Consider the following 25033-nt stretch of genomic DNA (forward strand, 5'->3'; position numbering starts at 1 on the left):
AACTTTCATAGTATCAAGGGGTACTGCGACAACATTGACGATCGAAAGAATAACGTTGCTAACCGTTGCAAATTGCTGTGAGCCTCGCATGCCACTCATTACATGCACGTTCACTCATGAAAAATTTCATGATGGGGTTGCTGACATCCTTTACAGTGAGTACGAGACAAAAATCTGCCCTACGCTCAACTTGTTCGAAGGATGGCGCGCGAATCCCTGTCGCATTTATTTGATTCCCCAACCCAGTCGCTTCAGTAGAAGTCTTGATTCGCCATTCGACACGCCACTGGATCAAATATGACAAATCCTCAAGTCGATAAGAACCATCAACAGAATTGCATACAGCGATTTTTCGGTTTCTCGAATCAAATGAGAGAAATACAGGGCTTGGGTAGCCAAGCAAATTCGAGGCATCCAAGTCTAGCTGATTTTCTTGATTAACCTTCTGCACCAATTCCTTGGCGTTTTTCTGGAGCTTCACGAGAAATAGAAAAGTCAGCGCAAAAATCGCTATCGAGACCAGAAAAAACTCTGCAACCCCTGTCGTGCGGTTGCTTTTGAAGAAAATCCATCCTAAGCCTGAGCCGACCGCGCCCAAGCCAGATAGGCCCGCAACTGGGATAGCAAGTGAAGACAGAATAGTTATTCCGAGTGTTTTGAAAACGTTTGCCATAATTCTCTCCTTGGATTCTCGCTCAATCACAAAAGATCGCGTCCATACAAAGATAGCATCAAATGAGATTTAAAACCAGTAGAGTTTTATGCTGTAGATACAAACACAGTAGAGGTGCAATCTTCGAGCTATGAATGCAAGAAAAAAACCACTACCCAATGCTCGCGAACGTATCGCTAGTAATCTAAAACGACTGAGAAAAGAAAAAGGCTGGAGCCAAGAGTTTATGGCAGAGGCTGCTGATTTTCATCGCACATATGTTTCACAGCTAGAGCGCTGCATTACAAATATTTCGATTGATGGACTAGAACAATTAGCGCATGCATTAGGAGTCGACATTATTGACTTACTCGCCGAACCAATCGAATAAAATCACACAAATTTCCACAAATTGAACACAAGCTTCGCACATATTGAACACAAGAGTCACACAAATTGAACACAAGAGTCACACAAATGAACACAAGCTTTGCACATGTTGAACACAAGAGTCACACAAATGAACACAAATGAACACAAGCTTTGCACATGTTGAACACAAGGGTCACACAAACGAACACAAGCCTCGCACATGTTTAACACTTGATCACACTGGTTTCATATTTGGTTATCACAACATTCCAAAAATTGCACACACGTAGCGCATCAGTTTTCTGTAAATATCACATCCATTTCCCCCAGATTGCACACAAGAATCACACAACTTCTCCTGTCTCCAAACGGCCAATAAAGTTTCCAGTTTTCAATGCGCATTCTTCCACCCTGTAGCTTCTTACACCGTGGAAGAATGCGCCCGCAGCCCAAAATGAAGACAGAAAAATGGGCTGCGGTGATGGAAACAATACTGAAATAATGGAGACAAGCGACAGCTTTACGTGCTTACAAAAGAAATAGTTTGATGCCAAGCTCCTGAAAATTTTGTGTGCAACTCACAGATCTAGTGGCATCAATCAAATTATGAAAACAATATGATCAGCTCGTTTGTCGCATCCTGATTACATGGAAATTTATTTTATTGAATATCAATGCAAGCCTTCCCAGTTTCGAAAACAAACGTTGGAATAATTTTATGATTGTAACTACTCATGATGGCTAATATGACCAAACAATGATCGATGATCCAGGACCAAATAATGAGGAAAAGTCGCTGTCCGTTGCATTGGCTACGCAGACTTCGATACGAGTCAACTGTCCAAAGTAACAACATATTCTAACCGGTTAATCTCCTCACAGACTTTATCTTCATCCCAATTTTTTTCCGCACCTAGATTGGAAGTGATCCTAGACATTTGATTATGTAAATTTTTCTTCAGTATCGATTTTAAGAGCTCCATACGATCGAAATAATATGGAAAGTCTAAACTTAGCTCCGACGCAGATAAGAGAGGTTGACCATGATTCAAGAATGATGCTCTTGGTGTGCACTTCCCAGCGATGAAAGCCGCAGCGGCATCATCTGTAACAAAGATCGATCGTTGTGAGACGCCGTCCACTAGTTGGGTTGGCAAGTAACTCTGTATCATCCAGACATACCAAGTATCCCACGCTGCTCCCCATGCGGCATCCAACGGGGTCTTATTCTTTTTGACTGTCAGAATTGTTTGCGCATCCTTACACCCCCCGAATAAAGCGAATGCAGCTTGAAAAATAATTGGAACATGGCATTCAAAACATTCGCACCAATCAGAAAATTCAACGATATTTTTGATTGCCCGACCTTTCAAATGCCCTCGGCTTCTTATCTCATGAATTTTTAAAAATGCAGCGTATGCATATCGAAGCATAGGTAAGATATGTTCAATCGAAGTATCACAATACTCTTCCATTGACGCATACTTGTCAGATACTTTCTCGCCTTACCCCAGAGAAACCTCACTCTGATTAAGTGCCAATTTTATATTTTTCGCAAAACTTGATAATTTTTCATGGTCTAGCATTGGTGCATTTCGAATGCAAGCCAATTCCATACATGCAAAAAAAGGAACGACATCAAGTTTACTAAGTTCAATCGAAAGCAATAAAGTACGGGCAACAATTTCCTTAACCAAATCTTTTTGCCCAATCACATAATTTGTTAGATTGAGACAAACATTTGCATCAAGTATTAATGTCGTTACAATCCCTTTTCTTGCCGATGCCAATACTTCATCTGGAGTTGGTAAGTTGCATGGACCATATTTATCAAAATAAGAAAATGGCAAAAAAATAAATTTGGACTGACTCATAGCCTCCCATTCATTGGTAACAAATCGCTAAATCAATCATATTTTGTGTGCAGTAATTCCTTGGATTGAACTCCATTTTCACCAGGGTGTAAACTCCACAGTCGTGCGTCAATACCATCGTTTTGAAGCTTTCTCAAAAAGAACCGCGCTTGTAGAGCATCATGTGTCGCAATGACTACTTGAAAACCATGATCCACAATATAGTCTCGAAGGACATCAAAAACGGATGCGGCGTGGACCAAATCATGATGTTGTGTGGGGTCATCAAGTAGCAATGCTTTCCACGGTGACCAGCTATGCACCAAGGCCATCGATAACATGAATGAAAGCTGAATATCGGTCATTTGCGCTTCGCTCGCGATATCTGCAACGGGAACATCTTCTCCATTTAAAACCACCTTTACCGCTGCATGTGATTTCCGATTTTTGTTTGTGTAATCGAGATTGGTCGCTGAAAATCTAGGCTCCCTTACGAGTCGTTTTAGCAATGCTTGCCAATATGGCTCGACCGCTTTTACATTGCCGCCCATATTGTCGATTTCAATTTTCAGCTTATCTGAAAAAGTGTCTAATGTGTCTTTTTGTATTTTCTTCTGATGCGAGCTTGATTTTGCCAACGACCATTCGTTTTCCAGCCAAGTAGAATATTCGCTTTCACTGCGCTCGGCCTTTTGAGACTCAATCTGCTGTTGGATACGTTGATATGATTCTGCACTACTCCATCGCGCCAATTCTTTTTCAATCTGAATCAGTTCTGATTGTGTTATCTGAGTATTTGTAAGTGCGAGCTTGATACGTTGTATTTCGTTTTCGAGAGTAGAGACAGATGGCTCGCCAAGTAGCGACAATACTAACCATTTCGCTTGTACTTTTTGCAGAATATCGTTAGAAGCTTGAACATTACTATTTATTCGAGTGATAACTGCATCAGCATTCAACAAGGCAGCTTCCCAATTTCTTAACTTAGCCGTTATAGACTCTTGATTTACTATGACATCTGCCAGCATTGACTCCAACTCACTCAATTCTTTTGAAAGTGTTTCGATAGGTGGTAGTAGGTTCACATCGATGCTAACGGCATCCATATTTATCTTCGCAAGATTGCATTCATCTACCAACGTTGTATGTTTGGTTTGTAAATCTAGTAGTTGCTGTTCTTTAGCGTTCAATTCCCCAACCGAGACAGCGGTGTCCTCCGCACTTTTTAACAAAGGTGCGTTTGCTAAGTCACGCTGCAATTGTTCTTGCATGGAATGTAATTCGGCGCTGCGCATATCGATTACATCTGCAGCAGCATCAATTTCGAGATCGCGAAATAATTGGATCGACCGTATAGATTCCATACGTGTTGTTAGCTCTAATTGCTGAGATTGAATTTGAAAGAGTATCGCTTGAGCTGCTTTTATTTCATTTTCAATGTCAATTCTTTCAGTCTTTGCTGTCTGTGCAGAAGTTTGTGCCGCATTCAATTGCTTACTCGCTAAAGCAACAGCAGGATTCATCGTTTCGAGTACTCGTGCAATTCTGGCATGCAGTTCCACAGCTTCATATTCAGCTTGGCAGACAGGACAATCACCACGCTCTATCGGCAATTGACTCGCAATAGTACTCACGGCCGAGCGAATGGCGTCCGTGGTTGCGGTGATCGCTTGAAAGCTTGCTTGTGCATGCTGCAATTCAAGTTCGCGTGTATTTACAGCAATATTTTTTTCCCTGCTTCTTATCTGCAAATCTTCCATGACGCGCTTAGCCTGCTGCAAAGAGCCTGCTAATAGATTCAGTTTGACTTGAATGTCTTTCCATTCGAGAAAATTGCGTTGCACTTCCCCAGTTATTTTTTCAAATTTTATATGTTCATCACGTCTGTGATCAAAAACTTTGTGTAAATTTTCAATTTCACGCAACTCAGTAACAAGCATTCGTTGTGGGAGAATGGCATCTGATGCAGCATTGAACTCAAGAGTCGCATATTCAAGATTTTTTTTCTTCTCCAGAAATTTAGCATTGGCTTCGTTAAACAATTGCAGCTTACGTACTTTTTCAGCCACTTCATTCTTTAGTAGCGCGATTTCACTGATTTTATCTGAGGCTTTTTTTTGAAGTTGGAGCAATTTGGCTTGTTCATCCTCAAGATTCTTTCGCTCACTGATGCTTTTCTCGACTTGCGCGCGTGCAATTGCCAACGTAGCTTTTTCCAACTCGAATTCTGAGGGAATGGCGGCTGCGGTGGCTAACTCAGCAATACGTTGTTGTAGGCTTTTCAGAGTCCGCTCATTTTCAACGAAAAGCTCGGCCCGCCAGTCTTGTAACGAACTCAACGACGTATAATCAATCGTTAAGGCATTCGAATTACTCTCTGCAAACAATGTACGGATACGTAAGCCCAGGTCAGCCATTGGCACAAGTGGGCGATCTGTGATCTGAGTCGCCAAATCGCGTTGCTTTAAAAGGTCCAACCAATCATCTCGCTCTTTCTTTTTTTGCTCTTGTTTTTCATCTGCGGCTTTACACGTTTTCGTCATATTGGTTTTCACACTACTTAGGACGTCGTTCACTTGTGCGGCATCTTTACCTAGAGGTAATTTAGCCAGTTGTTCGCCCGCCACTTTAGATTCAGCTTGTTGGACGAACCAATCACGATCACGTTGATCAAGTAGATGTGTCAAGCGCAACAAAAAAGGCCAATCAAATCTACTTATATTGCCAAAAATATTTGATAATTTTCCTTTAACAGATTCATGAATATCACCATTTTTATCTAGTAAAACAGTTCTAGCCCAATCGTCAAACTCTAGCGTCACCTTTGCTTGAGTTTGCTGATCTCGAACAAGCGGGCTTAAGTTGGTTTTTTTAAGGCGACTCACCTGATCGGTTAATGCGAGTTCAATAGCCTCAAAAATTGCTGTTTTTCCTGTTCCGTTAGGTGCAAGCAATATGGTCGCTCCTTGGCCAAACTCAATTTTTTGGTTTGGTGCAAAGCGGCGAATATTACTTAGTTCAATTGTCTTTAAAATCATGATGATGTCATTTCGTTTGGACCAGAAAATGCTACCAGTTGTTCTACAATATCAGCTCCGGCCTCACCGGAAAGAAGTGTTGAACGCCATACCTGTTGATTCTCGCTATCAAACCATGGATGGTCTCGCGCGGTTGCGGAAAATGCCTTGGCTAAAGGATCGCTAAGTGCGGCAATTGGTGCAGTACTAGAGTCCGCGGTAGTCGGTGGCGTATACACTGGTGCCAAAAAACTCCGATCTAACATTGAAGCTATTGTTTCATTTGGACGAATCACATACTTCCGACAAAATTGCTCATCAGCTTCAACTTGTGCCGCAATGTCATTGGTGATGTTTAGTATTTGAAGAAACAAAAAAAGATCTGCAGTTTCTGGTTCAGCCAAACTAGAGCGAACCTCTGCTGCCCATCTTATTGCCAAAGGTAAAGCATCGCTATCGGGCAATACAGCTAAAAGAAGCGTGCGTTTTCCTGCACTATTATTTGATGTACGTTTTAAAAATATCGCTCCGAAATTTTTAAGCTCAGAGCTAGCCAACTCCCTCACCTGTTCCACTTCAGAACTTTGAATGTCACTTGAAAAACGTTGCCCAGCCCGTTCAACTATTTGGTTCAACAGGTCTTGCACTTGATTGGAGTTATTTATCATTTTCTTATTCCCTGAATATTTTTTTCGCGACTTTCTCGAACCTTTTCCAGCTCGTCCTTGAGATGCATTTTGATTGGTTCAATCATATTTTTTGCACGCAATTGCTTAAATGTTCTGCAATTCGTGATCATAAGATCGGGGCGTCGTGGTGCCGCTAAACTATCTTTTGCCTGAAGATCATCCGCCAATGATTCTGGAAAAATTTCACTTGGTGGTGTCGCAACTCCAGAGAAAATTAAAATTGAATGAGGTTCTTGACCAACCAAGGTCGCTACTTCATCGTTAGAATCATCCGTAATAAATTGACGACTCCCTCCAGCCGATCCTGCTGGCCCACCCCAGTACGATAGAGCCAATGTTCTTATCGTTAACCCGTCTTTCAGTTTATCGTATTGCGCATCGTTGCCATCCAAAGCAACGGATATGACTAGGTGTAGTAACAAACATTCGGCCATTAAATCAACCGTTTCTGGCCCAACTCGAAGCAAGGATTGAACGTGATCACCCTCACTACGCACAGAAAGCATATCAAGCATCAACTTCCCGAATGGCATGGTGTTATTTTCAATTAGTCCATACCAAGTTTGCCAGAGCTCACTTACATTTTGTTGTAAGTCGCCAGCACTTGACATTGCAGAAATCTGCTCTCCCACCTTTGCCTGCACTAATTTCCAAGTCACAACGTCCATTTCGTTATGGAGGTTTTGGCTCTCATTATTCGTTTCACTTACTCCGTTTAAAGGATGCGTGTCTGATGGATTTATTGTGCTGTCGTCGTTGGCAATTGAAACGAATAGGTCCCCGATATCACTGCCCAGCGTTCCCGCGATGGCGCAATTTGCTTTGGCTTTATATGCTTCTGCATTCGAAACAAAGACTTGTGCTGGACTGGGTAAATGTAAGACTAAACGTAACAATGCAAGCTGAAGCCGCGTTAAATTGCCAGCGGGTAGATTGCCCCCAATTAGCAATCTCCGCGCTAATCCAGACTGAGTATTCCAGAGAAATGGAACCGTTTCAGTAGGTAGTTCTCTTTCTGAGTGATGATCGATGGTACCAGCAACTTGCCAATTTAATGGATTCGTCGTAGGCGAGTAATACAACCATCGAGACTTGTCAGGGCGAAGGAAACCAGCTAATTTTCTTAATATCAATCTAGGCGTTGCAGCCCCCGTATCAGTTGAATTGTCTTGAATGTAGTGATAAATGGCTTGTCTTGCGTCGGCCGCAGGATTGAACCAAGCACCGAGCTCATGATCAATGGCATTTTTCAAGCCCGACTCTAGAAAGGTGTAGCTCAAGCTCAGTGTTTTAAGTGTTCGAAGAATATGTCCCCAATCTTGAAATTCACACCATGTAGTCAGCCAGCCAAACATCTTTTCATCCGCGACATCAGCATTCTCTTTCAATTTAGCCTCAGTTGTGGTTTCATTTCGACACCTTTCACATAAGGAATAGAAATGACGCAATTCGATATCCTTCTTTATTCTTGTTGTTTGCGCAGCAGGTATCTCAAGCCTGAACTTCTTTTCTTTCCCAGTAATGGTATTAGGAGTTGAATATAATTTTCCTAAATCGCGAATAGCTTCATCAAAGGCAGACAAGTCGTGTTCTTGGCCTTTTTTTTGCCCTTTAGTGAATAGACTTATTCTGCGATTTTCTGAATGTTCACTAAAATCGGTTTCCTGTCGTTTAACTTGTACACAGGTATAAGACTCGTCATATTCTTCAATGACAAAATCATCCCACCCTTTTATCCCTTGCTCATTTCCAATAGATTTAGCATGAGGTTGCCCATCTAAATATTTGACCAACATGCCAGACATTTCACGAGCTGCAACCCAAGAATCGAAATTGTCGGCTTGTTTAAGTTTTATTTTTTGTCGCATTATTCAATTTTTTGGATATTTATCTGTCGATTAAAAAGAATGTCTTTTTTTAACTTTCAATTAAACCACATCAACCACACTCTTACCACCAGCCCCTCTAACCACCATCACCTTAGTCGCAATCCTCTCCGTCATCTCCTGCACATGCGAGATCACGCCGACTTTTCTGCCCATGGCTTGGAGGCCATCTAGGGCGTCCATGACGACGCGTAGGGTGTCGGCGTCTAAGCTGCCGAAGCCTTCGTCTATGAAGAGAGATTCGACGCGTACGCGTTTGCTGGAGAGTGATGCCAGGCCTAATGCTAGGGCTAGTGAGACCAGGAAGGATTCGCCGCCTGAGAGTGAGTGGACTGAGCGGGCTTCGTCGCCCATGTCTTGGTCTATCACCATGAGTGCTAGGCTGTCGTTGATGCGTTGTAGGCGGTAGCGGCGGGCTAGTTCGTGTAGGTGGCGGTTGGCGTAACCGATTAGGACATCAAGCGTGTATTGCTGGGCGTAGTTGCGGAATTTTTTGCCGTCGGCTGCACCGATTAACTGATTTAAAGTTTCCCAGATTTTGCTTTTGGCTTCTTGGGTTTCTAGTTGCTTTAAGATGTCGGCGGCTTGCGTGCGGCGGACTTGATCTTGGGCGATGGCGGTTTGCAGTTGGCTCACTTGCGCTTGTGACTCGCTGCGTTGTTTTATTAGGGTTTGTAGTGCTTGACTTAGTTGCATGCTGAATGATGCTGTTGCGTTTTCTTCTGCAATCGCATCACTGTCTGGCTCACCATCTTCATCTACATTTTCATTCACATTCGCGTCTACGTTGTCATCTGCATTGTCATCTCTCTTTGACTCGTCTTGTACCAAGATTGTTTGTACATCGGGGCGTTGCGCTTGGTGTTCTGCGCACAGGCGTTGGCGTTCTTGGCTGAGCGTTTGTGCTTGTTGGCTGGCGTTGGCGATGGCGAGTAAGGCATTGCGTTCGCTGGTGATCCACGCGGCGTCGTAGCTTAGTAATTGGCGTAGTTGGGCTTGTGGATTTTCTGCAGGATCTTCTCCACTCACTAGGCTTGTGCCATGATCGGCTAACCAGTTTGTTAACGCGGCTGCGGCGTTTGCCTGCAGGCTTTGTTCAGCGGCTAATCGTGCTGTTGCTTGCGCTAATGCTTCGGTGCAGCGGCTGTGGGCTAGCACTGCCGCATTGTGATTTTGGGTGGCTAGATCTACCGCTTGTTTGGCGGTGTTAATCGCATGCGTGAATTGAGCTTCGATTTGTTTTAGGCTGAATTCTGCTTTTTGTGTTTGTGGTGTGGTGTGCTGAATTAGGTCAGCAAGTAAGTCGGCGAGCGTGCGCAATAAGGCGCTTTTCTCGTTTTGTTTTTGTTGTAGTGCTTGCGCGCTGGCTGCTAGGCTTTGTGCGCTGTTTTGCTGTTCTTGCTCTGCTTGTTGCAGGATAGCGCTGAGGTTATTCAATTCTAGCGTCAAACTGCTTGCGCGCTGATTACAGGCTTCGCGTTGCTTGCTTTGTTTGAGCCATTCTTTGGCGTGTGCTGCGCATTGCTGGGTGAACTGCTCGGGTGCGTTTTGCCATTGCTCTTCCCAATTACTTGCACCGTCGCCTAGCTCATGCAGTGCTGGAGTGAGTTCTTCTAAGTAGGTATTGAGTCTGGTTTGGCTTTGGGTGCATTGTTCTTGCGTGTGCGCTTGTTCTGCTTTGCTGCGCTCTACGGCATTGAGGGCATTTTGTTGGGCTTCTTTATTGGCGTTGTGCGTGCGCGTGGTTTGTTCGTATTGGGCTTGTGCGTTGTCTTTGCTTTGTAAGACGGTGCGGTTGGCGTTTTCTAAAGCAGTGAAATTCGCCAACGTTTCTTGTACTTGTGTGGTTTGTTCGACTACCCATGTGTTCAATACATTCTCTGCCGGCGTTAGATCAGCGATCTCTTGCGCTAATGGATGCGTTTGCCACGCGCTTTGGGTTTGTGCGACCTGCGCTTGATGTTGCGCCTCTTCTTGCTGGGCTTGTTGTAGCTGTGCTTGCAAGCTCGTAGCCAAGGCGTCTTTACTGCTAAATTCTTGTTGCGTGCCTTGTGTGCTTAGGCGGCATTGTTGTACCTGCGCTTGCAATTGCTCCAGCATTACGTGCAACTGCGGTAACTCCGGCACATGCGGCTGATCGCTACGGTATGGATGCTCGTGCGAACCGCAGACTGGGCAAGCTTGATCCGGCGCTAAAGTTGCGCGTAGATCTTCGGCAGATTTTAGGAAAGCGCTTTCAGCAATTTTGAGCGAGCGTTCGGCTTGCTCTTGCGCTGCGATTAATGCGGGTAATTTGTCTTGCGCTTGTTTGGCTTCGTTCTTCGTTTGGGTGAGACTGCTTTGCAGCGTCTGAATTTGTTGCTGCGTTTTATGCAGACGTGCTTTCTCGTCTTCACGGTTGTGCGCCAATTGTTCTAGGCTGCTTAAGTGTTCGCGGCGTTTTTCTAGAGCTGGCTTTTGTTGCAGCTGGGCGTTTAGTTCGGTGCTGGATTCCAGATATGCCGCTGCGCTTTGTTGGCGTGCTTGTTCGGCTTTTTCTAATTGCGTTTGGCTTAGTCTCAGTTGCTCGCTAAGTTCTGCGATTTGCGCTTGTTGTGTTTGCTGCTCGCTCGCATGTTGCGCGTGCTTCTGCGTGAGGTGCTGAAGCTCGTCTTGTGCTTGTTTGGCTTGACGTAGCAAGATTTCCCATTTTGTCCAATCGTCTGCTAAGACTTGCAAGGCGCTGTGCTCGCTCAGCCATGTAGTGCAGACTTGCAATTGACTTTGATTGGTGTTGATGTCGACTTGCTTTGCTTGCTGCTGTTCTTGCGTTTGGCTGCACTTTGCTTGCGACTTGGCGTGCGCTTCTTGCATTGTTTCGTGCGCAGGTTGCATGGTGGCGATGGCGGCTTCTAGTGCTTTGGCGGCGTCTAGTTGCGGTGTGGCTTGCGCTTGGATTTGTTCGGATTTTTGTAGCTGCTGTTTGGCGGCTTGCTGTTGTTGCTCTTGTTGTTGGCTACTGTTCTGCGCGTTTTGGAGTTGCGCTTGGGCGTTGATAATTTGTTGCTGACATTGCTCTACGCTGTTTTTTAGACGATCGGCTTCGGTTAGCAAGGGACGTGCAATTTGGACTTCCTCGATTTGCTGTAGCTGTGCTTGTCTCGCTGTCGATTGCACCCATGCTTGCTGTGTTTGCTCGACTTGTTCTTGCGCGATCTGGCTATCATGTTGCAGCTTTTGATCTTGTTCAAACCAACGCAGGGCTTGTTCTAAGGCGAGTTTGCGCTCTTCTAGTTTTTGTAATTGCGCTAGTGCGTTTTGTTGATCGCTATCAAGCTGTGTGCGCTCTTCTTCAGATAAGGGCTTTTGATCGTCTAGGCGATCTAGTATGCGTTGCAGATCTTGTTGCTCGCGCTTGGCGCGTTCGAAGGCGCGTTTGGATAATTCGCTGTAGATCGCACTGTCTGTCAGGGTTTCTAATAATTCGCCACGTTCATTGTCTTCGGCTTTTAAGAAACTGGAAAATTCATTTTGCGCGAGTAATACAGCGCGGGTGAATTGTTCGAATTTGAGTCCTATGCGTTTTTCTATTTCTGCTTTGACTTCCGTTTTTTTGCCACCGATAGGCGTTAGGTCTGGCAATTGATGCAGCGTCATGGCTGTTGGCTGCAAACCGCCCGTGGCTTTATTGCGAGAACGGCGTACGCTCCAACGGGCGCGATAGCTGACTTGATCGCATCCGACGAAATCGACTTCAGCATAACCTTCGCCTGTGCCGCGACGTAGTAAATTACCAGTGTCTTGTTGCGAGATCAGTTCATTGCCGTCGGGTAGTGTCTTGCTGCCACCGGCTTTGATCAGGCGTGGGGTATTTTCATACAGCGCCATGCACAGCGCATCGAGCAAGGTGCTTTTGCCTGCACCTGTTGCGCCGCTGATGGCGAATAGGCCTGCTGATTTGAGCGGCTCTTGTTCAAAATCGACTTCGAATTCTCCGGCGAGTGAGGCGAGATTTTTTCCGCGTAGAGCTAAGATTCTCATGACTGCACCTCGTCGCTGCTGTCGTTGGCTAGCATGAGTTCGGTGAAGGCGCTACGCAATTCTGCTGGTGCTTCGTTCTGGTATTTGTTTTGGTACAGACGCTGGAAGATATCTTCGGGTTGCAGGTTTTCTAGTTCGGTGAGTGTCACGGTTTCTGATTCGCTGATTTTTCTTGCCGCAAAGCTGGTTTCGATTTTGGCTAGTCGCAGCGCCTTACCTTCAATCGCGTTTTCTATCGCGGCACGCAGACCTGGTTCGGGGGCATCGAGTCTGACGCGTACTTCAACATACGATTGGCGTTCTAGCGGCGTGTCGTTAGGTAAATCCAATGCGGTTAATGCCACCAAGACTTGCGCTAGCGGCGCGGCTTGTTTAGGAATGCGTAGCAAGTCAACTGCGCGTGGTACGAAGATGGCTGTGATGTCGCTGACTTTGTCTTGGTCCAAATCCACACGCAGCACTTGATGTTGATAATCGACCTCGGCAAAGGACATCGGCAATGGACTACCGCAATAACGCAGGTGTTCCTGCTTACCGACTTTTTGCGCTAGATGCAAATGGCCTAAAGCGGCATACGCGACATTCGCATCAAACATACTCGCTGACAAAGCCTCAGTACCGCCGATCACGATGCGACGTTCGGATTCTTCGGATATCTCGCCACCGACCATGTGGCAATGACCGAGCGCAATTATGGCTTGATCAGGTTGACGCAGATTCAATGCGTATTGCAAGCATTGTTGATACAAGTGCGTGATGCCTTGCATGTAGGGGTCTTTGACTTCGCCTTCACATTTAGGCACATCGCTAGGGCGCAAGAACGGTATTGCTAAGCACCATGCTTTGATCTCACCTGCCGCATTTTTTAAAGGCAGAACTAAGCGATCCAAATCAATGCTGCCATCGGGCAAACGCGGTACGAAGCCGATCACCGCGACATCCATTTCCTCTAACAAAGGTGCGGGTGCTTCTAAGCGGCCAGGCGAATCGTGATTGCCCGCGATGATGACGATATTCAAATGCGGTAGCTGCTGTTTGGCTAGCTGCAAGAATCGATAGAATTGTTTTTGCGCTACTGCTGAAGGATTGGCGGTGTCAAAGATGTCACCTGAAATCAGCAAGGCCTCGGCCTCCTCCTTAACCAAGCAGACAATCAGCCAATCCAGAAATGCTTGGTGCTCATAGCTGCGATCAAAATTGTGCAAGGTTTGGCCGAGATGCCAATCCGAAGTGTGAAAAAAGCGCATGATCCACTACACTAAACTAAGAAACGCTAATATTACTTGCAAAGATTCCAACCTAAACAAGAAAATGAACAAAAAGGAACAAAATATCTTTTTATCAAACAACCAGATGATAAAGAAAATGTTAAAAAAGAAACATTCGTAATCGAACCGACCTCAGAATTACAAATGTTGGTACTTTTGTTGGTACCTAATATTTCAAATTGGAAATTATCAATACATATAAAAGCTTATATCGGAATTTTCGATTCCGGCTCTCGCACCAAAAGTATTCAAGCCTCTTGAGAAATCAAGAGGCTTTTTGCTTTGTGCGGTACATAAAAAGACATCTCAAAACTGACGATCATTTTTCAAACACGGTTTGAAGTCCAATCGCCGCCAATACATTTCAAAATCTAATTGGTCTTATCTTGTCCAAGCGTAGGTGTGGCGCACAAAATAATCACCACCGCTGTCTAGCTTCACTTCCTTTTGTCGGGTAAATGCATGGTCAGTGATCGTGTAAGTAAAACGGAATTGAGCGGGTCGATTGTCATCTTGGCCTGACATACTCGTGATCAAAATCAATGTGCCGTTGTCGGTGATGCGCCGCTCAACCAGATTTTCTTTACCCAACTGACGCCCATCGTCACTCAGCTTAATGCCATCTTTGGCATTTGCATGGGGCTCATCGTCGTAGCCATAACTCCACAACCAAATCGCGGAATCTTCTTTGGACGCGGTGACTAATAAATTAGATGGAATACTACGTAATGTATTGGCACTGTAATCGAGGTAAGTCAATTTTCCGCGCCAAAGTGGACCCGCAATTTTTTGCAGGTCTTCGATTTGAATTCGGCCATCATGACGAGTTGGACTCACCTGCGGTGCCATATTCACGGTCAGTGCAATAGGCATTATTGCCTTCGAAGGCAATGCACAAACTTCCAACGCACCTACTGCAAATATGGCGGCGAAAAGAGAAACTGAGAGCCTTAATTTTGTCATTGCTACGTATCCTTTAAAGTGACCTGCACTTATCTCATGTAAGTATAGAACAGTATTCTTTCTCACCGCAAAAGCATCCCCCCCGCCAAGCTTAACTTTGCGTTTGTTGCTGCTGGAAATTGAGAACAATAAATTCGGCTGGACGTACCATCGCGACCATCACACTGACTTGAATGATGCCGTTTAAAACATCGTCCGCACTCATGGTGACTCCCAGGCCGCATTTGACCGCGAACGCATCAGATGGCTTGGCACCTTGCAAGCCGCCAGCTAGCCATACGCTGTTTAAGAAATTTTCGATCATGACAGTCAATGCACTCCAAGTCGCCGCATTGTTTGGCTCAAAGACATAAGCATGCATGGCGGTCTTGATAGACTGCTCAAGATAAGTCGCTGTACGACGAACAGATATATAGCGCCAATCCTGACTATTACCATCCAGTGTACGAGCGCCCCAAATCAAAATTCCTCGCCCATTAAAAAACCTTATCGCATTGATCGATTTTCCTGTCACTGCATCTATATTCAAATTCTCCTGCTGCGAGTCAGTCAAACGAATCGGCAACGACACCGCACCGACGATGCTCGTATTGGCAGGCGCCTTCCACACGCCCTCTTGATTATCGTTCACAGCATACACACCCGCCATCGCCCCGCTCGCGGGCAAAATATTCGCATAGGCTAACACTGCATTGATGATTTGCTGATAGCTAGGACTAGCGATCAACAGCGCCGCTTGCAACTGGCTATTGGTCATTGGGTTCGCTGGAGGATTTTGTATCGCATTCAAAATAGCTGCCGCAGCGGGATTAGGATTCGATGCTGGATTTAAGAGCGCAGCCAATTGCGCGACATCACCACCACATAAATTCGTAAAATCAATCTCAGCACTTTGCATGGTCGTGGTGCCGATAAATGGGTAATAGCAAACCCCATAATTCAAACCCTGATTACCAGTCGCATTACGGAAATTCTCTATGTCATTGGTGTACAAAACGGGATCAGGAGAGTCGCCACCGATCACATCAAAAATACACACTGCTGTTTGCATTTCTGAAGCCTGCAGCAAAGCCGTTTGCATCAAGGTCGCATTCTCCGCTAAGGACAACAAAGTCGCCTCGGGAAACACATACATCGTCGGTTCCTGCTCTTTTTTCAAAGTCGCCAAGCCAGTCGTCAAATCAGACAGCAAGACATTCGCATTCACAGGTCGCACGCTAGGATCAGACAAAGGCGTCTTACTCGGCGCACCATAGGTGCCGACCGAAACGATGTAGGCACGTCCGCCACCATTTTGAAAAAACAAGCGCAGGCTGTTGACCATGTAATAAAGCGTATTCGGATCAGGCAAGATCGCATAATCCACGCCACCAACATTCACATAATGCCCAACACTCGATAACGGCACATGCGGCGCTTGCGGGACCAGATAATACTCAGGCTGATACTGCTTCGCCGGATCTGCTGGCGGCGCAGGATTATCCAGCAAATAGATCGCCGCAAACTCAGCATAAGAAGAAATCACCTGTGGCGTATTGAGGTAGGACTTGCCTTGGTATTCTGCTTTGGGTGTATAGCCGATGAAGGCTGGGATGGCGGTGGCGACTGGAGTGATGGAATTGGGGAAGGCGTTGACTTCGTTGATGTAGACGCCTGGGGTTTTGTATTGATGGGTCATGGTTTTTTTGCCTTGAAATAGCTCTAGTTCGTGATCGCCTTGGCTTTAAGAGTTTTTACATCTTTGACGGATGTATCATCACTTAAAGCACTTTTTGTCGAAACTGTACGAATGACCTCCATCGATCTGCGGATCAGTTGGAAAAATCTGTTTTGTGCAGATTCAATACGCATCCTCGCAAAATGTAATTCTTATCTTAAAAGTAAAATCTAAAGCTTCAATATCGCTATGTTACAAAGCGCAATAGATTACGCTAAACATCCATTAATTATGTGGCTTCAGATTTTAAGAATTTCCAAAGTACTTATCTTTTCGAGTTTTGAAGGCGGGTATAGTTCCCTCTAATACCTCAACAACAGCATTATTGATATTTTTCTCATCAATTCCTCCAGATACGCAACAAAATCTATTTCCATCATTTTTATCGATACTCACTCTAATAACCTGTTCTGAATCCGATACCACCGCTAAATTCGGATTATGGGTAACGATTATTATCTGACGCTTCCGCTTAGCCTCTTTGATGTATGGAACCAAAATTTGCGCAACACTGTAATTATCTAAATTATCTTCGGGTTGATCTATGATCAACGGTATGTCTTCCTTATCCAGAATTAGGTAAAAAACTAATAGCAATGCTCCTTTTTCCCCTGGAGACAATTGCTCCAAACTTTTACCATTTTGTTGCAAATCATAATGCGATTGCAAATATTCAAGAGAGAATAAGTAAGAATAAAAATCCTTCCGATTTTTCACCAAATTGTCTATGAATGTTCGCTCATATGGCTCAATATTCATTGGCCTTTTATCAAATTCTAAATAACAAATAATTTCGCGAAGAAATTTCTCTACATTCGACTTTTCATTCCAATTGACATTTGAAATTATCTCGTTACGAAGTAAATTCCTTCCTTCGTCCTTACCATAAAATGATCCCGATTTATTCTGTTGTATATTTTTTAGTAATTCGTCTTCAAAATCATTTTTTACAGCTAATGAGCTCACGATGTTCAATCCCGAAACTTTCGCCGAATTGAATCTAGAATCTATTTCAAATTTGATTTCATCATAGAACTTCTTTATTTCTTGTTTTTTCTCAAAAATTTCAATTGTGGCTAGAATCCTCTTTTCGCGAATATCTAACAAATCATTGGTTAATTTTTCATTTAAATACTGCAATTCTGACTCAACAAATTTAAGCGAATCTATACCTCCCAAAGTCTTAACCAATTCAATGGTATCAACAAGATCACAATAAACTTCGTCTGGTCTTTTTCCCTCTCCCTTTATTTTTGAAATCCCAGTTTTATTTTCTAATTGTCCCCAAATAAATTCTAGATTCGCATTCTCGGGAAAAATCCCAATAAAATGTATGGGATCTTTCCCTCGCGCATCCGACAAAAACTCGATACCAGGTAGGATAGTTATTCCATGTACACGCCCTAAAATTTGCAATTGCTGAATTCGTTTAACATCAATTACATGATGGTCAGTGATAGCAACAACCGAAATATTTTCTTGATTCAATATCTCTATGATTTCTTCGTTTGTAACGCTTTTATCACCATAATCGTGTGATGAAGGCGTGTGAAAATGGAGATCCCATTTTTTCCACTCCGAACCTTTTCCAATTGAACTCATAAAGCCTCCATAAAGTTTGTGAAGAATTTCTAGAGAAATTCAAATTTTTAATAACTGTAGTTTGATAACTATTTGAAATTGATTCTATCAATCCCAACCCACATCGATCCAATATGCAATCAGCAAGATGGTGCGTACTTTCTACTAGAGAGATTTGCTTTCAGTGACGCGTTCATCAAAAACAACATTTTATGTAACACTGACCAAACTCTTTCCTCCGGCCCCTCTAACCACCATCACCTTAGTCGCAATCCTTTCCGTCATCTCCTGCACATGCGAGATCACGCCGACTTTTCTGCCCATGGCTTGTAGGCCGTCTAGGGCGTCCATCGCAACGCGTAGGGTGTCGGCGTCTAGGCTGCCGAAACCTTCGTCTATGAAGAGGGATTCGACGCGTACGCGTTTGCTTGATAGTGAGGCTAAGCCTAGCGCCAAGGCTAGTGAAACTAGGAAGGATTCGCCGCCTGAGAGTGAGTGGACTGAGCGGGCTTCGTCGCCCATGTCTTGGTCTATCACCATGAGCGCTAGGCTGTCGTTGATGCGTTGTAGGCGGTAGCGGCGGGCTAGTTCGTGTAGGTGGCGGTTGGCGTAGCCGATCAAGACATCGAGCGTGTATTGCTGGGCGTAGTTGCGGAATTTTTTGCCGTCGGCTGCACCGATTAATTGGTTTAGGGTTTCCCAGATTTTGCTTTTGGCTTCTTGGGTTTCTAGTTGATTCAGGATGTCTGTAGCTTGCGTGCGGCGGGCTTGGTCTTGGGCGATGGCGGTTTGTAATTGGCTGGCTTGCGCTTGTGCCTCGCTGCGTTGTTTTGTCAGGGTTTGTAGTGCTTGAGCTAGTTGCGTGCTGAATGATGCTGTTGCGTTTTCTTCTGCAATCGCATCATTGTCTGGCTCACCGTCTCTATCTAAATTTTCATTCACATTCGCGTCTGCGTTGTCATCTGCATTGTCATCTCTCTTTGACTCGTCTTGTGCCAAGATTGTTTGTACATCGGGGCGTTGCGCTTGATGTTCTGCGCACAGGCGTTGGCGCTCTTGGTTTAGCGTTTGTGCTTGTTGGCTGGCGTTGGCGATGGCGAACAAGGCATGGCGCTGGCTGGTGATCCACGCGGTGTCATAGCTTAGCAATTGGCGTAGTTGGGCTTCTGGATTTTCTGCAGAATCTTCTCCACTCATTAGGCTTGCGCCGTGCTCCGCTAACCAGTCTGCTAACGCGACTGCGGCGTTTGTTTGCAGGCTTTGTTCCGCGGCTAGTCGTGCTGTTGCTTGTGCTAATGCTTCGGTACAGCGGCTGTGGGCTAACACTGCGGCGTTGTGGTTTTGGGTGGCTAGATCGACAGCTTGTTTGGCAGCGTTAATCGCATGCGTGAATTGAGCTTCGATTTGTTTTAGGCTGAATTCTGCTCTTTGTGTTTGTGGTGTGGTGTGCTGAATTAGGTCGGCGAATAAGTCGGCGAGCATGCGCAATAAGGCGCTTCTCTCGCTTTGCTTTTGTTGTAGTGCTTGCGCACTGGCGGCTAAGCTTTGAGCGCTGTTTTGTTGTTCTTGTTCTGCTTGTTGCAGGATAGCGCTGAGGTTATTTAACTCTAGGGTCAAATTGCTTGCGCGCTGATTGCATGCTTCGCGTTGCTTGCTTTGTTTGAGCCATTCTTTGGCGTGTGCTGCGCATTGCTGGGTGAATTGCTCGGGCGCGTTTTGCCATTGCTCTTTCCAGTTACTTGCGCCGTCGCCTAGCTCATGCAGTGCTGGTGTGAGTTCTTCTAAATAGCTGTTGAGTCTGGTTTGGCATTGGGTGCATTGTTCTTGCGTGTGCGCTTGTTCTGCTTTGCTGCGCTCCAAGGCGTTAAGAGCATTTTGTTGGGCTTCTTTATTGGCGTTGTGCGTGCGCGTTGCTTGTTCATAGTGGGCTTGTGCGCTGTCTTTGCTTTGTAAGGCGGTGCGGTTGGTGTTTTCTAAAGCGGTGATATTCGCCAACGTTTCTTGTACTTGTGTGGTTTGTTCGACTACCCATGTGTTCAATACATTCTCTGCCGGCGTTAGATCAGCGATCTCTTGCGCTAATGGATGCGTTTGCCACGCGCTTTGGGTTTGTGCGACCTGCGCTTGTTGTTGCGCCACTTCTTGCTGGGTTTGTTGTAGCTGTGTTTGCAAGCTCGTAGCCAACGCGTCTTTGCTGGTGAATCCTTGTTGTGCGCCTTGTGTGCTTAGGCGGCGTTGTTGTACCTGCGCTTGCAATTGCTCCAGCATCGCATGTAATTCTGGCGGATGCGGCTGATCGCTACGGTAGGGATGCTCGTGTGAACCGCAGACTGGGCAAGCTTGATCCGGCGCTAAGGTGGCGCGTAGCTCTTCGGCGGATTTTAGGAAAGCGCTTTTCAGCAATTTTGAGCGAACGTTCGGCTTGCTCTTGCGCTGCGATTAATGCCGGTAATTTGTCTTGCGCTTGTTTCGCTTCGTTCTTAGTTTGAGTGAGACTGTCTTGCAGAGTTTGAATTTGGCGCTGCGTTTTGTGCAGACGTGCACCCTGCTCTTCACGGTTGTTCGCCAATTTCTCTAGGCTACTTAAGTGTTCGCGGCGTTTTTCTAGAGCTGGCTTTTGTTGCAGCTGGGCGCTTAGTTTAGTACTGGATTCCAAATATGTCACTGCGCTTTGTTGGCGTGCTTGTTCGGCTTTTTCTAATTGCGTTCGGCTTAGACTCAGTTGCTCACTAAGGTCTGCGATTTGCGCTTGTTGTGCTTGCTGCTCTCTCGCATGTTGCGCGTGCTTTTGTGTGAGATGCTGAAGCTCGTCTTGCGCTTGTTTGGCTTGACGCAGTAAGACTTCCCATTTTGCCCAATCGTCTGCTAAAACTTGCAAGGCGCTGTGCTCGCTCAACCATGTGGTGCAGACTTGCAATAAGTTTTGGTTGGTGTTGATGTCGACTTGCTTTGCTTGCTGCTGCTCTTGGGTTTGGCTGCATTTTGCTTGCAACTTGGCGTGCGCTTCTTGCATCGCGTCGTGCGCGGGTTGCATGGTGGCGATAGCGGCTTCTAGCGCTTTGGCGGCGTCTAGTTGCGGTGCGGCTTGCGCTTGAGTTTGCTCGGCTTTTTGTAGCTGCTGCTTGGCGGCTTGCTGTTGTTGCTCTTGTTGTTGGCTATTGCTCTGCGCGCTTTGGAGTTGTGCTTGGGCGTTGATGATTTGTTGCTGACATTGCTCTACGCTGCTTTTTAGGCGATCGGTTTCCGTTAGTAAAGGACGAGCAACTTGGACGTTCTCAATTTGCTGTAGCTGTGCTTGTCTTGCTGCCGACTGTGCCCATGCTTGCTGTGTTTGCTCGACTTGTTCTTGTGCGATTTGGCTATCATGTTGCAGCTTTTGATCTTGTTCAAACCAACGCAGAGCTTGTTCTAGGGCGAGTTTGCGCTCTTCTAATTTTTGTAGCTGCGCTAGTGCGTTTTGTTGATTGATGTCGAGCTGGGTGCGCTCTTCTTCTGACAGCGGCTTTTGATCATCTAGGCGATCGAGTATGCGTTGCAGGTCTTGTTGCTCGCGCTTGGCGCGCTCGAAGGCGCGTTTGGACAATTCGCTATAGATCGCGCTGCCTGTGAGGGTTTCTAATAATTCGCCGCGTTCGTTGTCTTCCGCTTTTAAGAAGCTGGAGAATTCATTTTGTGCGAGTAGCACGGCGCGGGTGAATTGTTCGAATTTGAGGCCTATGCGTTTTTCTATTTCGGCTTTGACCTCCGTTTTTTTGCCGCCGATAGGCGTTAGGTCTGGCAATTGATGTAGCGTCATGGCTGTTGGCTGCAAACCACCCGTAGCTTTATTGCGTGAACGGCGTACGCTCCAACGGGCGCGATAGCTGACTTGATCGCAACCGACAAAATCGACTTCGGCATAGCCTTCGCCTGTGCCGCGACGTAGTAAATTACCAGTATCTTGTTGCGAGATCAGTTCGTTACCATCGGGTAGCGTCTTACTGCCGCCGGCTTTAATGAGGCGTGGGGTGTTTTCATACAGCGCCATGCAGAGCGCATCGAGCAAGGTGCTTTTGCCTGCACCTGTTGCGCCACTGATGGCAAATAGGCCAGCTGACTTGAGCGGCTCTTGTTCAAAATCGACTTCGAATTCTCCTGCCAATGAGGCGAGATTTTTTCCGCGTAGAGCTAAGATTCTCATGGTTGCACCTCGTCGCCGAGGTCACCACGATCATTGGCCAACATGAGTTCGGTGAAAGCGCTGCGTAGTTCTGGTGGCGCTTCGTTTTGGTATTTGTTTTGGTATAGGCGTTGGAAGATATCTTCCGGTTGCAAGTTTTCTAGTTCGGTGAGTGTCACGGTTTCTGACTCGCTGATTTTTCTTGCCGCAAAGCTGGTTTCGATTTTGGCTAGTCGCAGCGCCTTACCTTCAATCGCGTTTTCTATCGCTGCCCGCAAACCTGGCTCAGGGGCATCTAGCCTGACGCGCACCTCAAGATACGGTTGGCGTTCTAGTGGCGTATCACTGGGCAAATCTAAGGCGGTTAATGCCACCAAGACTTGCGCTAGTGGTGCGGCATGCTTTGGTACGCGTAGCAAATCGACTGCGCGTGGCACAAGGATGGGCGTGATATCGCTGACTTTGTCTTGATCTAAATCCACACGCAGAACTTGATGTTGATAATCGACCTCGGCAAAGGACATAGGCAATGGGCTGCCGCAATAACGCAGGTGTTCCTGCTTGCCGACTTTTTGCGCTAGATGTAAATGGCCTAAAGCGGCATACGCGACATTCGCATCAAACATACTCGCCGATAAAGCTTCCGTACCGCCGATCACGATGCGGCGTTCGGATTCTTCGGAGATCTCGCCACCCACCATGTGGCAATGACCGAGCGCAATTATGGCTTGATTGGCTTGATTGGGTTGACGCAGAGTCAATGCATATTGCAAGCATTGTTGATACAAGAGCGTGATGCCTTGCATGTAGGGGTCTTTGACTTCGCCTTCACATTTAGGCACATCGCTAGGACGCAAAAACGGTATCGCTAAGCACCATGCTTTGATCTCACCCGCAGCATTTTTCAATGGCAGAACTAATCGCCCTAAATCGATGCTGCCATCGGGTAACCGTGGTACGAAGCCAATCACTGCGACATCCATGTCTTCCAACAGAGGCGCTGGTGCCTCTAAGCGACCGGGTGAATCATGGTTACCCGCGATGATGACAATATTTAAATGTGGTAGCTGTTGCTTGGCTTGCTGCAAAAATCGATAAAACTGTTTTTGCGCTAGCGCTGAAGGATTGGCGGTGTCGAAGATGTCGCCTGAAATCAGCAAGGCCTCGGCTTGTTCATTTACCAAACAGATAATCAGCCAATCTAAAAATGCTTGATGCTCGTAGCTGCGATCAAAATTGTGCAGAGTTTGGCCGAGATGCCAGTCGGAAGTATGAATGAAGCGCATGGGTGATAATTAGCTGAATAGTGAAGATAAAGAGAGCGCTAATCTTACTTGGAAAAAGTTAAAAATGTGGCAAATAATAAGATTTTATTGGAAGATCAAGCTCTTGTTGACTCCGTATAAAGTGGCTAACGCTTAGGTCTGCCTCGCCAAGTGTTAAGAGATGAAGATTACACTCCAAGAACCCACTCAATACCAAACCATTTCTAACGAACAATTTAAGCCACCCGAATTCGTTTGTGTAAAAGGCTCAATTAGAACGCCTGACTATCTAGAAATTTGCGTACAGGATGATGGTGAAGGATACCCTACTGCGCTACTAGAAAATCACGGCCAAGCGAGCGCGGTGTCGTCTGAAGGTACGGGCTTAAGCTTACGCCTTGCCGAAAGTGTTGTGGCGCGGCATACCAATGAAGGCCGCTGCGGTGAAATTCGCATATCGAATCTGAGTGAGAATAACGGTGCAAAATTTCAATTGCTACTTCCGTAATGGTGCTCCAAATACGCTTCAAATAGGTTCAAAGCAAGCTGCAAGGAAGTTCCAAGTAAGCCCCAAAACCGCCCGCGTTCACTCTTAAAATTTCAGCAGCATCCACACTGGACAGGCGTTGTGTCCGGTACTACCCATAGGTGCATCGATGTATTGAAAACCCATCTTCTGATACAGCTTTTGCGCAGCTAACATGTTAGGCAACGTCTCCAGATAACATTGCGTGTAACCTCGCTTTTTCGCCTCTGTCACGCAACGCTCTATCAATTGCTGTCCCAGCCCTAGACCGCGCGTTTGCGGCAGCATATACATTTTCTGCAGCTCGCAAACTTCCGCAGGTGCGCCCGGCAGGCTGCCAAAACCACCGCCCGCACAAACGACACCTTCGACTTCCACCACGTAGTAAGCACCTTTATCTTGCTGATAATGCTGATACATATAATCGAGGGAAGGATCAGCAAATGCAGATCCGACTTTAGGAACCTTCATCTCAGTGAGCACAGTACGTATTAATGCGGCGACTACTGGATTATCGGTTTCTTGAATTTCACGGATAAGAACTGAACTCATATAAATAATTTCTAATGAAATGGTCAAGAATGTGGATCAAAAATGCGATTTGAAAATGTCAGAGTACCTGCTGATTTCAACCTGGCGTATTGCGCATCCAATCTGCAGTCTGATAAAACGAACTCATCAAATGTTCCTGTAATGGCTCGGCGATACCCACGTCTTGCATCGCCCATGCCATGCAGCGCAGCCATTGATCGCGCTCTGCAATACCGATTGCGTACGGCAAATGACGAGCACGCAAACGTGGGTGCCCGAATTGCGATATGTATAAATCAGGTCCACCCATCCAACCAGATAAAAACCAAAACAATTTATCACGTGAACTGTCATTCGGCTGTGGATGCATTTGATTGATACCAGCAAACTCAGTTTCCAATTGCATCAAATCATAAAAGCGGTCGACCATCTCCCTAAGCTTATCGGCACCACCGATGAGTTGATAGAGATTCGATTTTTCTTCTGCTGCTTCCATACGTCATTACATCCTGACTTCTCAAAATTTTCTAAAAC

General features: G+C 45.8%; 19 protein-coding genes. 3 read left to right on the forward strand and 16 right to left on the reverse strand.

The annotated features are described in order from the left end of the window. Positions 1–58 precede the first annotated feature (58 nt). On the reverse strand, positions 59–703 hold the full coding sequence (locus tag ACO0KW_RS18790) for a hypothetical protein (protein ID WP_423054892.1): 645 nt from the start codon (positions 701–703) through the stop codon (positions 59–61). A 100-nt stretch (positions 704–803) separates the two neighbouring features. On the opposite strand from ACO0KW_RS18790, the gene ACO0KW_RS18795 reads away from it, so the two are divergent. After that, positions 804–1043, forward strand: a complete 240-nt coding sequence (locus ACO0KW_RS18795; protein WP_423054893.1) for a helix-turn-helix domain-containing protein — start codon at positions 804–806, stop codon at positions 1041–1043. An 814-nt stretch (positions 1044–1857) separates the two neighbouring features. On the opposite strand, the gene ACO0KW_RS18800 is transcribed toward ACO0KW_RS18795, so the two are convergent. The 7 genes from ACO0KW_RS18800 to ACO0KW_RS18830 are packed head-to-tail and all read right to left on the reverse strand — an operon-like array spanning position 1858 to position 13736. Then, the gene (locus ACO0KW_RS18800; RefSeq protein WP_423054894.1) at positions 1858–2499 is read right to left on the reverse strand and encodes a hypothetical protein; all 642 of its coding nucleotides are present in this window, start codon (positions 2497–2499) and stop codon (positions 1858–1860) included. Between the two features lie 30 nt (positions 2500–2529). Further along, positions 2530–2898: a hypothetical protein gene (locus ACO0KW_RS18805; protein WP_423054895.1), complete on the reverse strand. Its 369-nt coding sequence runs from the start codon at positions 2896–2898 to the stop codon at positions 2530–2532. 32 nt (positions 2899–2930) lie between these two features. Further along, positions 2931–5915, reverse strand: a complete 2985-nt coding sequence (locus ACO0KW_RS18810) for an AAA family ATPase (RefSeq protein ID WP_423054896.1) — start codon at positions 5913–5915, stop codon at positions 2931–2933. After that, positions 5912–6562, reverse strand: coding sequence for an ABC-three component system middle component 1 (locus ACO0KW_RS18815; protein WP_423054897.1), 651 nt, complete (start codon positions 6560–6562; stop codon positions 5912–5914). The genes ACO0KW_RS18810 and ACO0KW_RS18815 overlap by 4 nt, the downstream gene beginning before the upstream one ends. Next, positions 6559–8451 carry an ABC-three component system protein gene (locus ACO0KW_RS18820; RefSeq protein WP_423054898.1) on the reverse strand — a complete coding sequence of 631 codons (1893 nt, stop codon included), beginning with the start codon at positions 8449–8451 and terminating at the stop codon, positions 6559–6561. The genes ACO0KW_RS18815 and ACO0KW_RS18820 overlap by 4 nt, the downstream gene beginning before the upstream one ends. Positions 8452–8511: 60 nt before the next feature. Then, positions 8512–12489 (reverse strand): AAA family ATPase, encoded by a 3978-nt coding sequence (locus tag ACO0KW_RS18825; protein WP_423054899.1) that lies wholly within the window; start codon positions 12487–12489, stop codon positions 8512–8514. Further along, complete coding sequence (locus ACO0KW_RS18830) at positions 12486–13736, reverse strand: exonuclease SbcCD subunit D C-terminal domain-containing protein (RefSeq protein WP_423054900.1); 1251 nt, start codon at positions 13734–13736, stop codon at positions 12486–12488. Before ACO0KW_RS18830 ends, ACO0KW_RS18825 begins: the two co-directional genes overlap by 4 nt. A 36-nt stretch (positions 13737–13772) precedes the next feature. Between ACO0KW_RS18830 and ACO0KW_RS18835 the strand changes: the two genes are divergently transcribed. Further along, the gene (locus ACO0KW_RS18835; protein WP_423054901.1) at positions 13773–14018 is read left to right on the forward strand and encodes a hypothetical protein; all 246 of its coding nucleotides are present in this window, start codon (positions 13773–13775) and stop codon (positions 14016–14018) included. Positions 14019–14138: 120 nt separating this feature from the next. On the opposite strand, the gene ACO0KW_RS18840 is transcribed toward ACO0KW_RS18835, so the two are convergent. The 6 genes from ACO0KW_RS18840 to ACO0KW_RS18865 form a co-directional block, all read right to left on the reverse strand. After that, a complete protein-coding gene (locus ACO0KW_RS18840; protein WP_423054902.1) occupies positions 14139–14720 on the reverse strand; it encodes a hypothetical protein in 582 nt (193 codons plus the stop codon). A gap of 91 nt (positions 14721–14811) precedes the next feature. After that, positions 14812–16398, reverse strand: coding sequence for a phage tail sheath family protein (locus ACO0KW_RS18845; protein ID WP_423054903.1), 1587 nt, complete (start codon positions 16396–16398; stop codon positions 14812–14814). 285 nt (positions 16399–16683) lie between these two features. Further along, positions 16684–18039 (reverse strand): AAA family ATPase, encoded by a 1356-nt coding sequence (locus tag ACO0KW_RS18850; protein ID WP_423054904.1) that lies wholly within the window; start codon positions 18037–18039, stop codon positions 16684–16686. Between the two features lie 189 nt (positions 18040–18228). Continuing rightward, the gene (locus ACO0KW_RS18855) at positions 18229–20421 is read right to left on the reverse strand and encodes an SbcC/MukB-like Walker B domain-containing protein (RefSeq protein ID WP_423054905.1); all 2193 of its coding nucleotides are present in this window, start codon (positions 20419–20421) and stop codon (positions 18229–18231) included. Beyond that, complete coding sequence (locus tag ACO0KW_RS18860; protein ID WP_423054906.1) at positions 20318–22198, reverse strand: ATP-binding protein; 1881 nt, start codon at positions 22196–22198, stop codon at positions 20318–20320. The genes ACO0KW_RS18855 and ACO0KW_RS18860 overlap by 104 nt, the downstream gene beginning before the upstream one ends. Beyond that, positions 22195–23463, reverse strand: coding sequence for an exonuclease SbcCD subunit D C-terminal domain-containing protein (locus ACO0KW_RS18865; protein WP_423054907.1), 1269 nt, complete (start codon positions 23461–23463; stop codon positions 22195–22197). Before ACO0KW_RS18865 ends, ACO0KW_RS18860 begins: the two co-directional genes overlap by 4 nt. 160 nt (positions 23464–23623) lie before the next feature. On the opposite strand from ACO0KW_RS18865, the gene ACO0KW_RS18870 reads away from it, so the two are divergent. After that, on the forward strand, positions 23624–23950 hold the full coding sequence (locus ACO0KW_RS18870; protein ID WP_423054908.1) for an ATP-binding protein: 327 nt from the start codon (positions 23624–23626) through the stop codon (positions 23948–23950). Positions 23951–24034: 84 nt separating this feature from the next. On the opposite strand, the gene ACO0KW_RS18875 is transcribed toward ACO0KW_RS18870, so the two are convergent. Together ACO0KW_RS18875 and ACO0KW_RS18880 are read right to left on the reverse strand one after the other, a co-directional pair. Continuing rightward, positions 24035–24520: a GNAT family N-acetyltransferase gene (locus ACO0KW_RS18875; protein ID WP_423054909.1), complete on the reverse strand. Its 486-nt coding sequence runs from the start codon at positions 24518–24520 to the stop codon at positions 24035–24037. 76 nt (positions 24521–24596) lie between these two features. Further along, positions 24597–24995: a group II truncated hemoglobin gene (locus tag ACO0KW_RS18880; protein ID WP_423054910.1), complete on the reverse strand. Its 399-nt coding sequence runs from the start codon at positions 24993–24995 to the stop codon at positions 24597–24599. Positions 24996–25033: the final 38 nt, after the last annotated feature.

This window comes from Undibacterium sp. Ji22W, assembly GCF_049340305.1.
Taxonomy (GTDB): domain Bacteria; phylum Pseudomonadota; class Gammaproteobacteria; order Burkholderiales; family Burkholderiaceae_D; genus Undibacterium.

What these genes read in the sequence shown, in the direction of transcription:
- ACO0KW_RS18795 (WP_423054893.1), top strand. Translation starts at nt 804, where the DNA reads ATGAATGCAAGAAAAAAACCACTACCCAATGCTCGCGAACGTATCGCT.
- ACO0KW_RS18800 (WP_423054894.1), bottom strand. Translation starts at nt 2,499, where the DNA reads ATGGAAGAGTATTGTGATACTTCGATTGAACATATCTTACCTATGCTT.
- ACO0KW_RS18805 (WP_423054895.1), bottom strand. Translation starts at nt 2,898, where the DNA reads ATGAGTCAGTCCAAATTTATTTTTTTGCCATTTTCTTATTTTGATAAA.
- ACO0KW_RS18810 (WP_423054896.1), bottom strand. Translation starts at nt 5,915, where the DNA reads ATGATTTTAAAGACAATTGAACTAAGTAATATTCGCCGCTTTGCACCA.
- ACO0KW_RS18815 (WP_423054897.1), bottom strand. Translation starts at nt 6,562, where the DNA reads ATGATAAATAACTCCAATCAAGTGCAAGACCTGTTGAACCAAATAGTT.
- ACO0KW_RS18820 (WP_423054898.1), bottom strand. Translation starts at nt 8,451, where the DNA reads ATGCGACAAAAAATAAAACTTAAACAAGCCGACAATTTCGATTCTTGG.
- ACO0KW_RS18825 (WP_423054899.1), bottom strand. Translation starts at nt 12,489, where the DNA reads ATGAGAATCTTAGCTCTACGCGGAAAAAATCTCGCCTCACTCGCCGGA.
- ACO0KW_RS18830 (WP_423054900.1), bottom strand. Translation starts at nt 13,736, where the DNA reads ATGCGCTTTTTTCACACTTCGGATTGGCATCTCGGCCAAACCTTGCAC.
- ACO0KW_RS18840 (WP_423054902.1), bottom strand. Translation starts at nt 14,720, where the DNA reads ATGACAAAATTAAGGCTCTCAGTTTCTCTTTTCGCCGCCATATTTGCA.
- ACO0KW_RS18845 (WP_423054903.1), bottom strand. Translation starts at nt 16,398, where the DNA reads ATGACCCATCAATACAAAACCCCAGGCGTCTACATCAACGAAGTCAAC.
- ACO0KW_RS18850 (WP_423054904.1), bottom strand. Translation starts at nt 18,039, where the DNA reads ATGAGTTCAATTGGAAAAGGTTCGGAGTGGAAAAAATGGGATCTCCAT.
- ACO0KW_RS18860 (WP_423054906.1), bottom strand. Translation starts at nt 22,198, where the DNA reads ATGAGAATCTTAGCTCTACGCGGAAAAAATCTCGCCTCATTGGCAGGA.
- ACO0KW_RS18865 (WP_423054907.1), bottom strand. Translation starts at nt 23,463, where the DNA reads ATGCGCTTCATTCATACTTCCGACTGGCATCTCGGCCAAACTCTGCAC.
- ACO0KW_RS18870 (WP_423054908.1), top strand. Translation starts at nt 23,624, where the DNA reads ATGAAGATTACACTCCAAGAACCCACTCAATACCAAACCATTTCTAAC.
- ACO0KW_RS18875 (WP_423054909.1), bottom strand. Translation starts at nt 24,520, where the DNA reads ATGAGTTCAGTTCTTATCCGTGAAATTCAAGAAACCGATAATCCAGTA.
- ACO0KW_RS18880 (WP_423054910.1), bottom strand. Translation starts at nt 24,995, where the DNA reads ATGGAAGCAGCAGAAGAAAAATCGAATCTCTATCAACTCATCGGTGGT.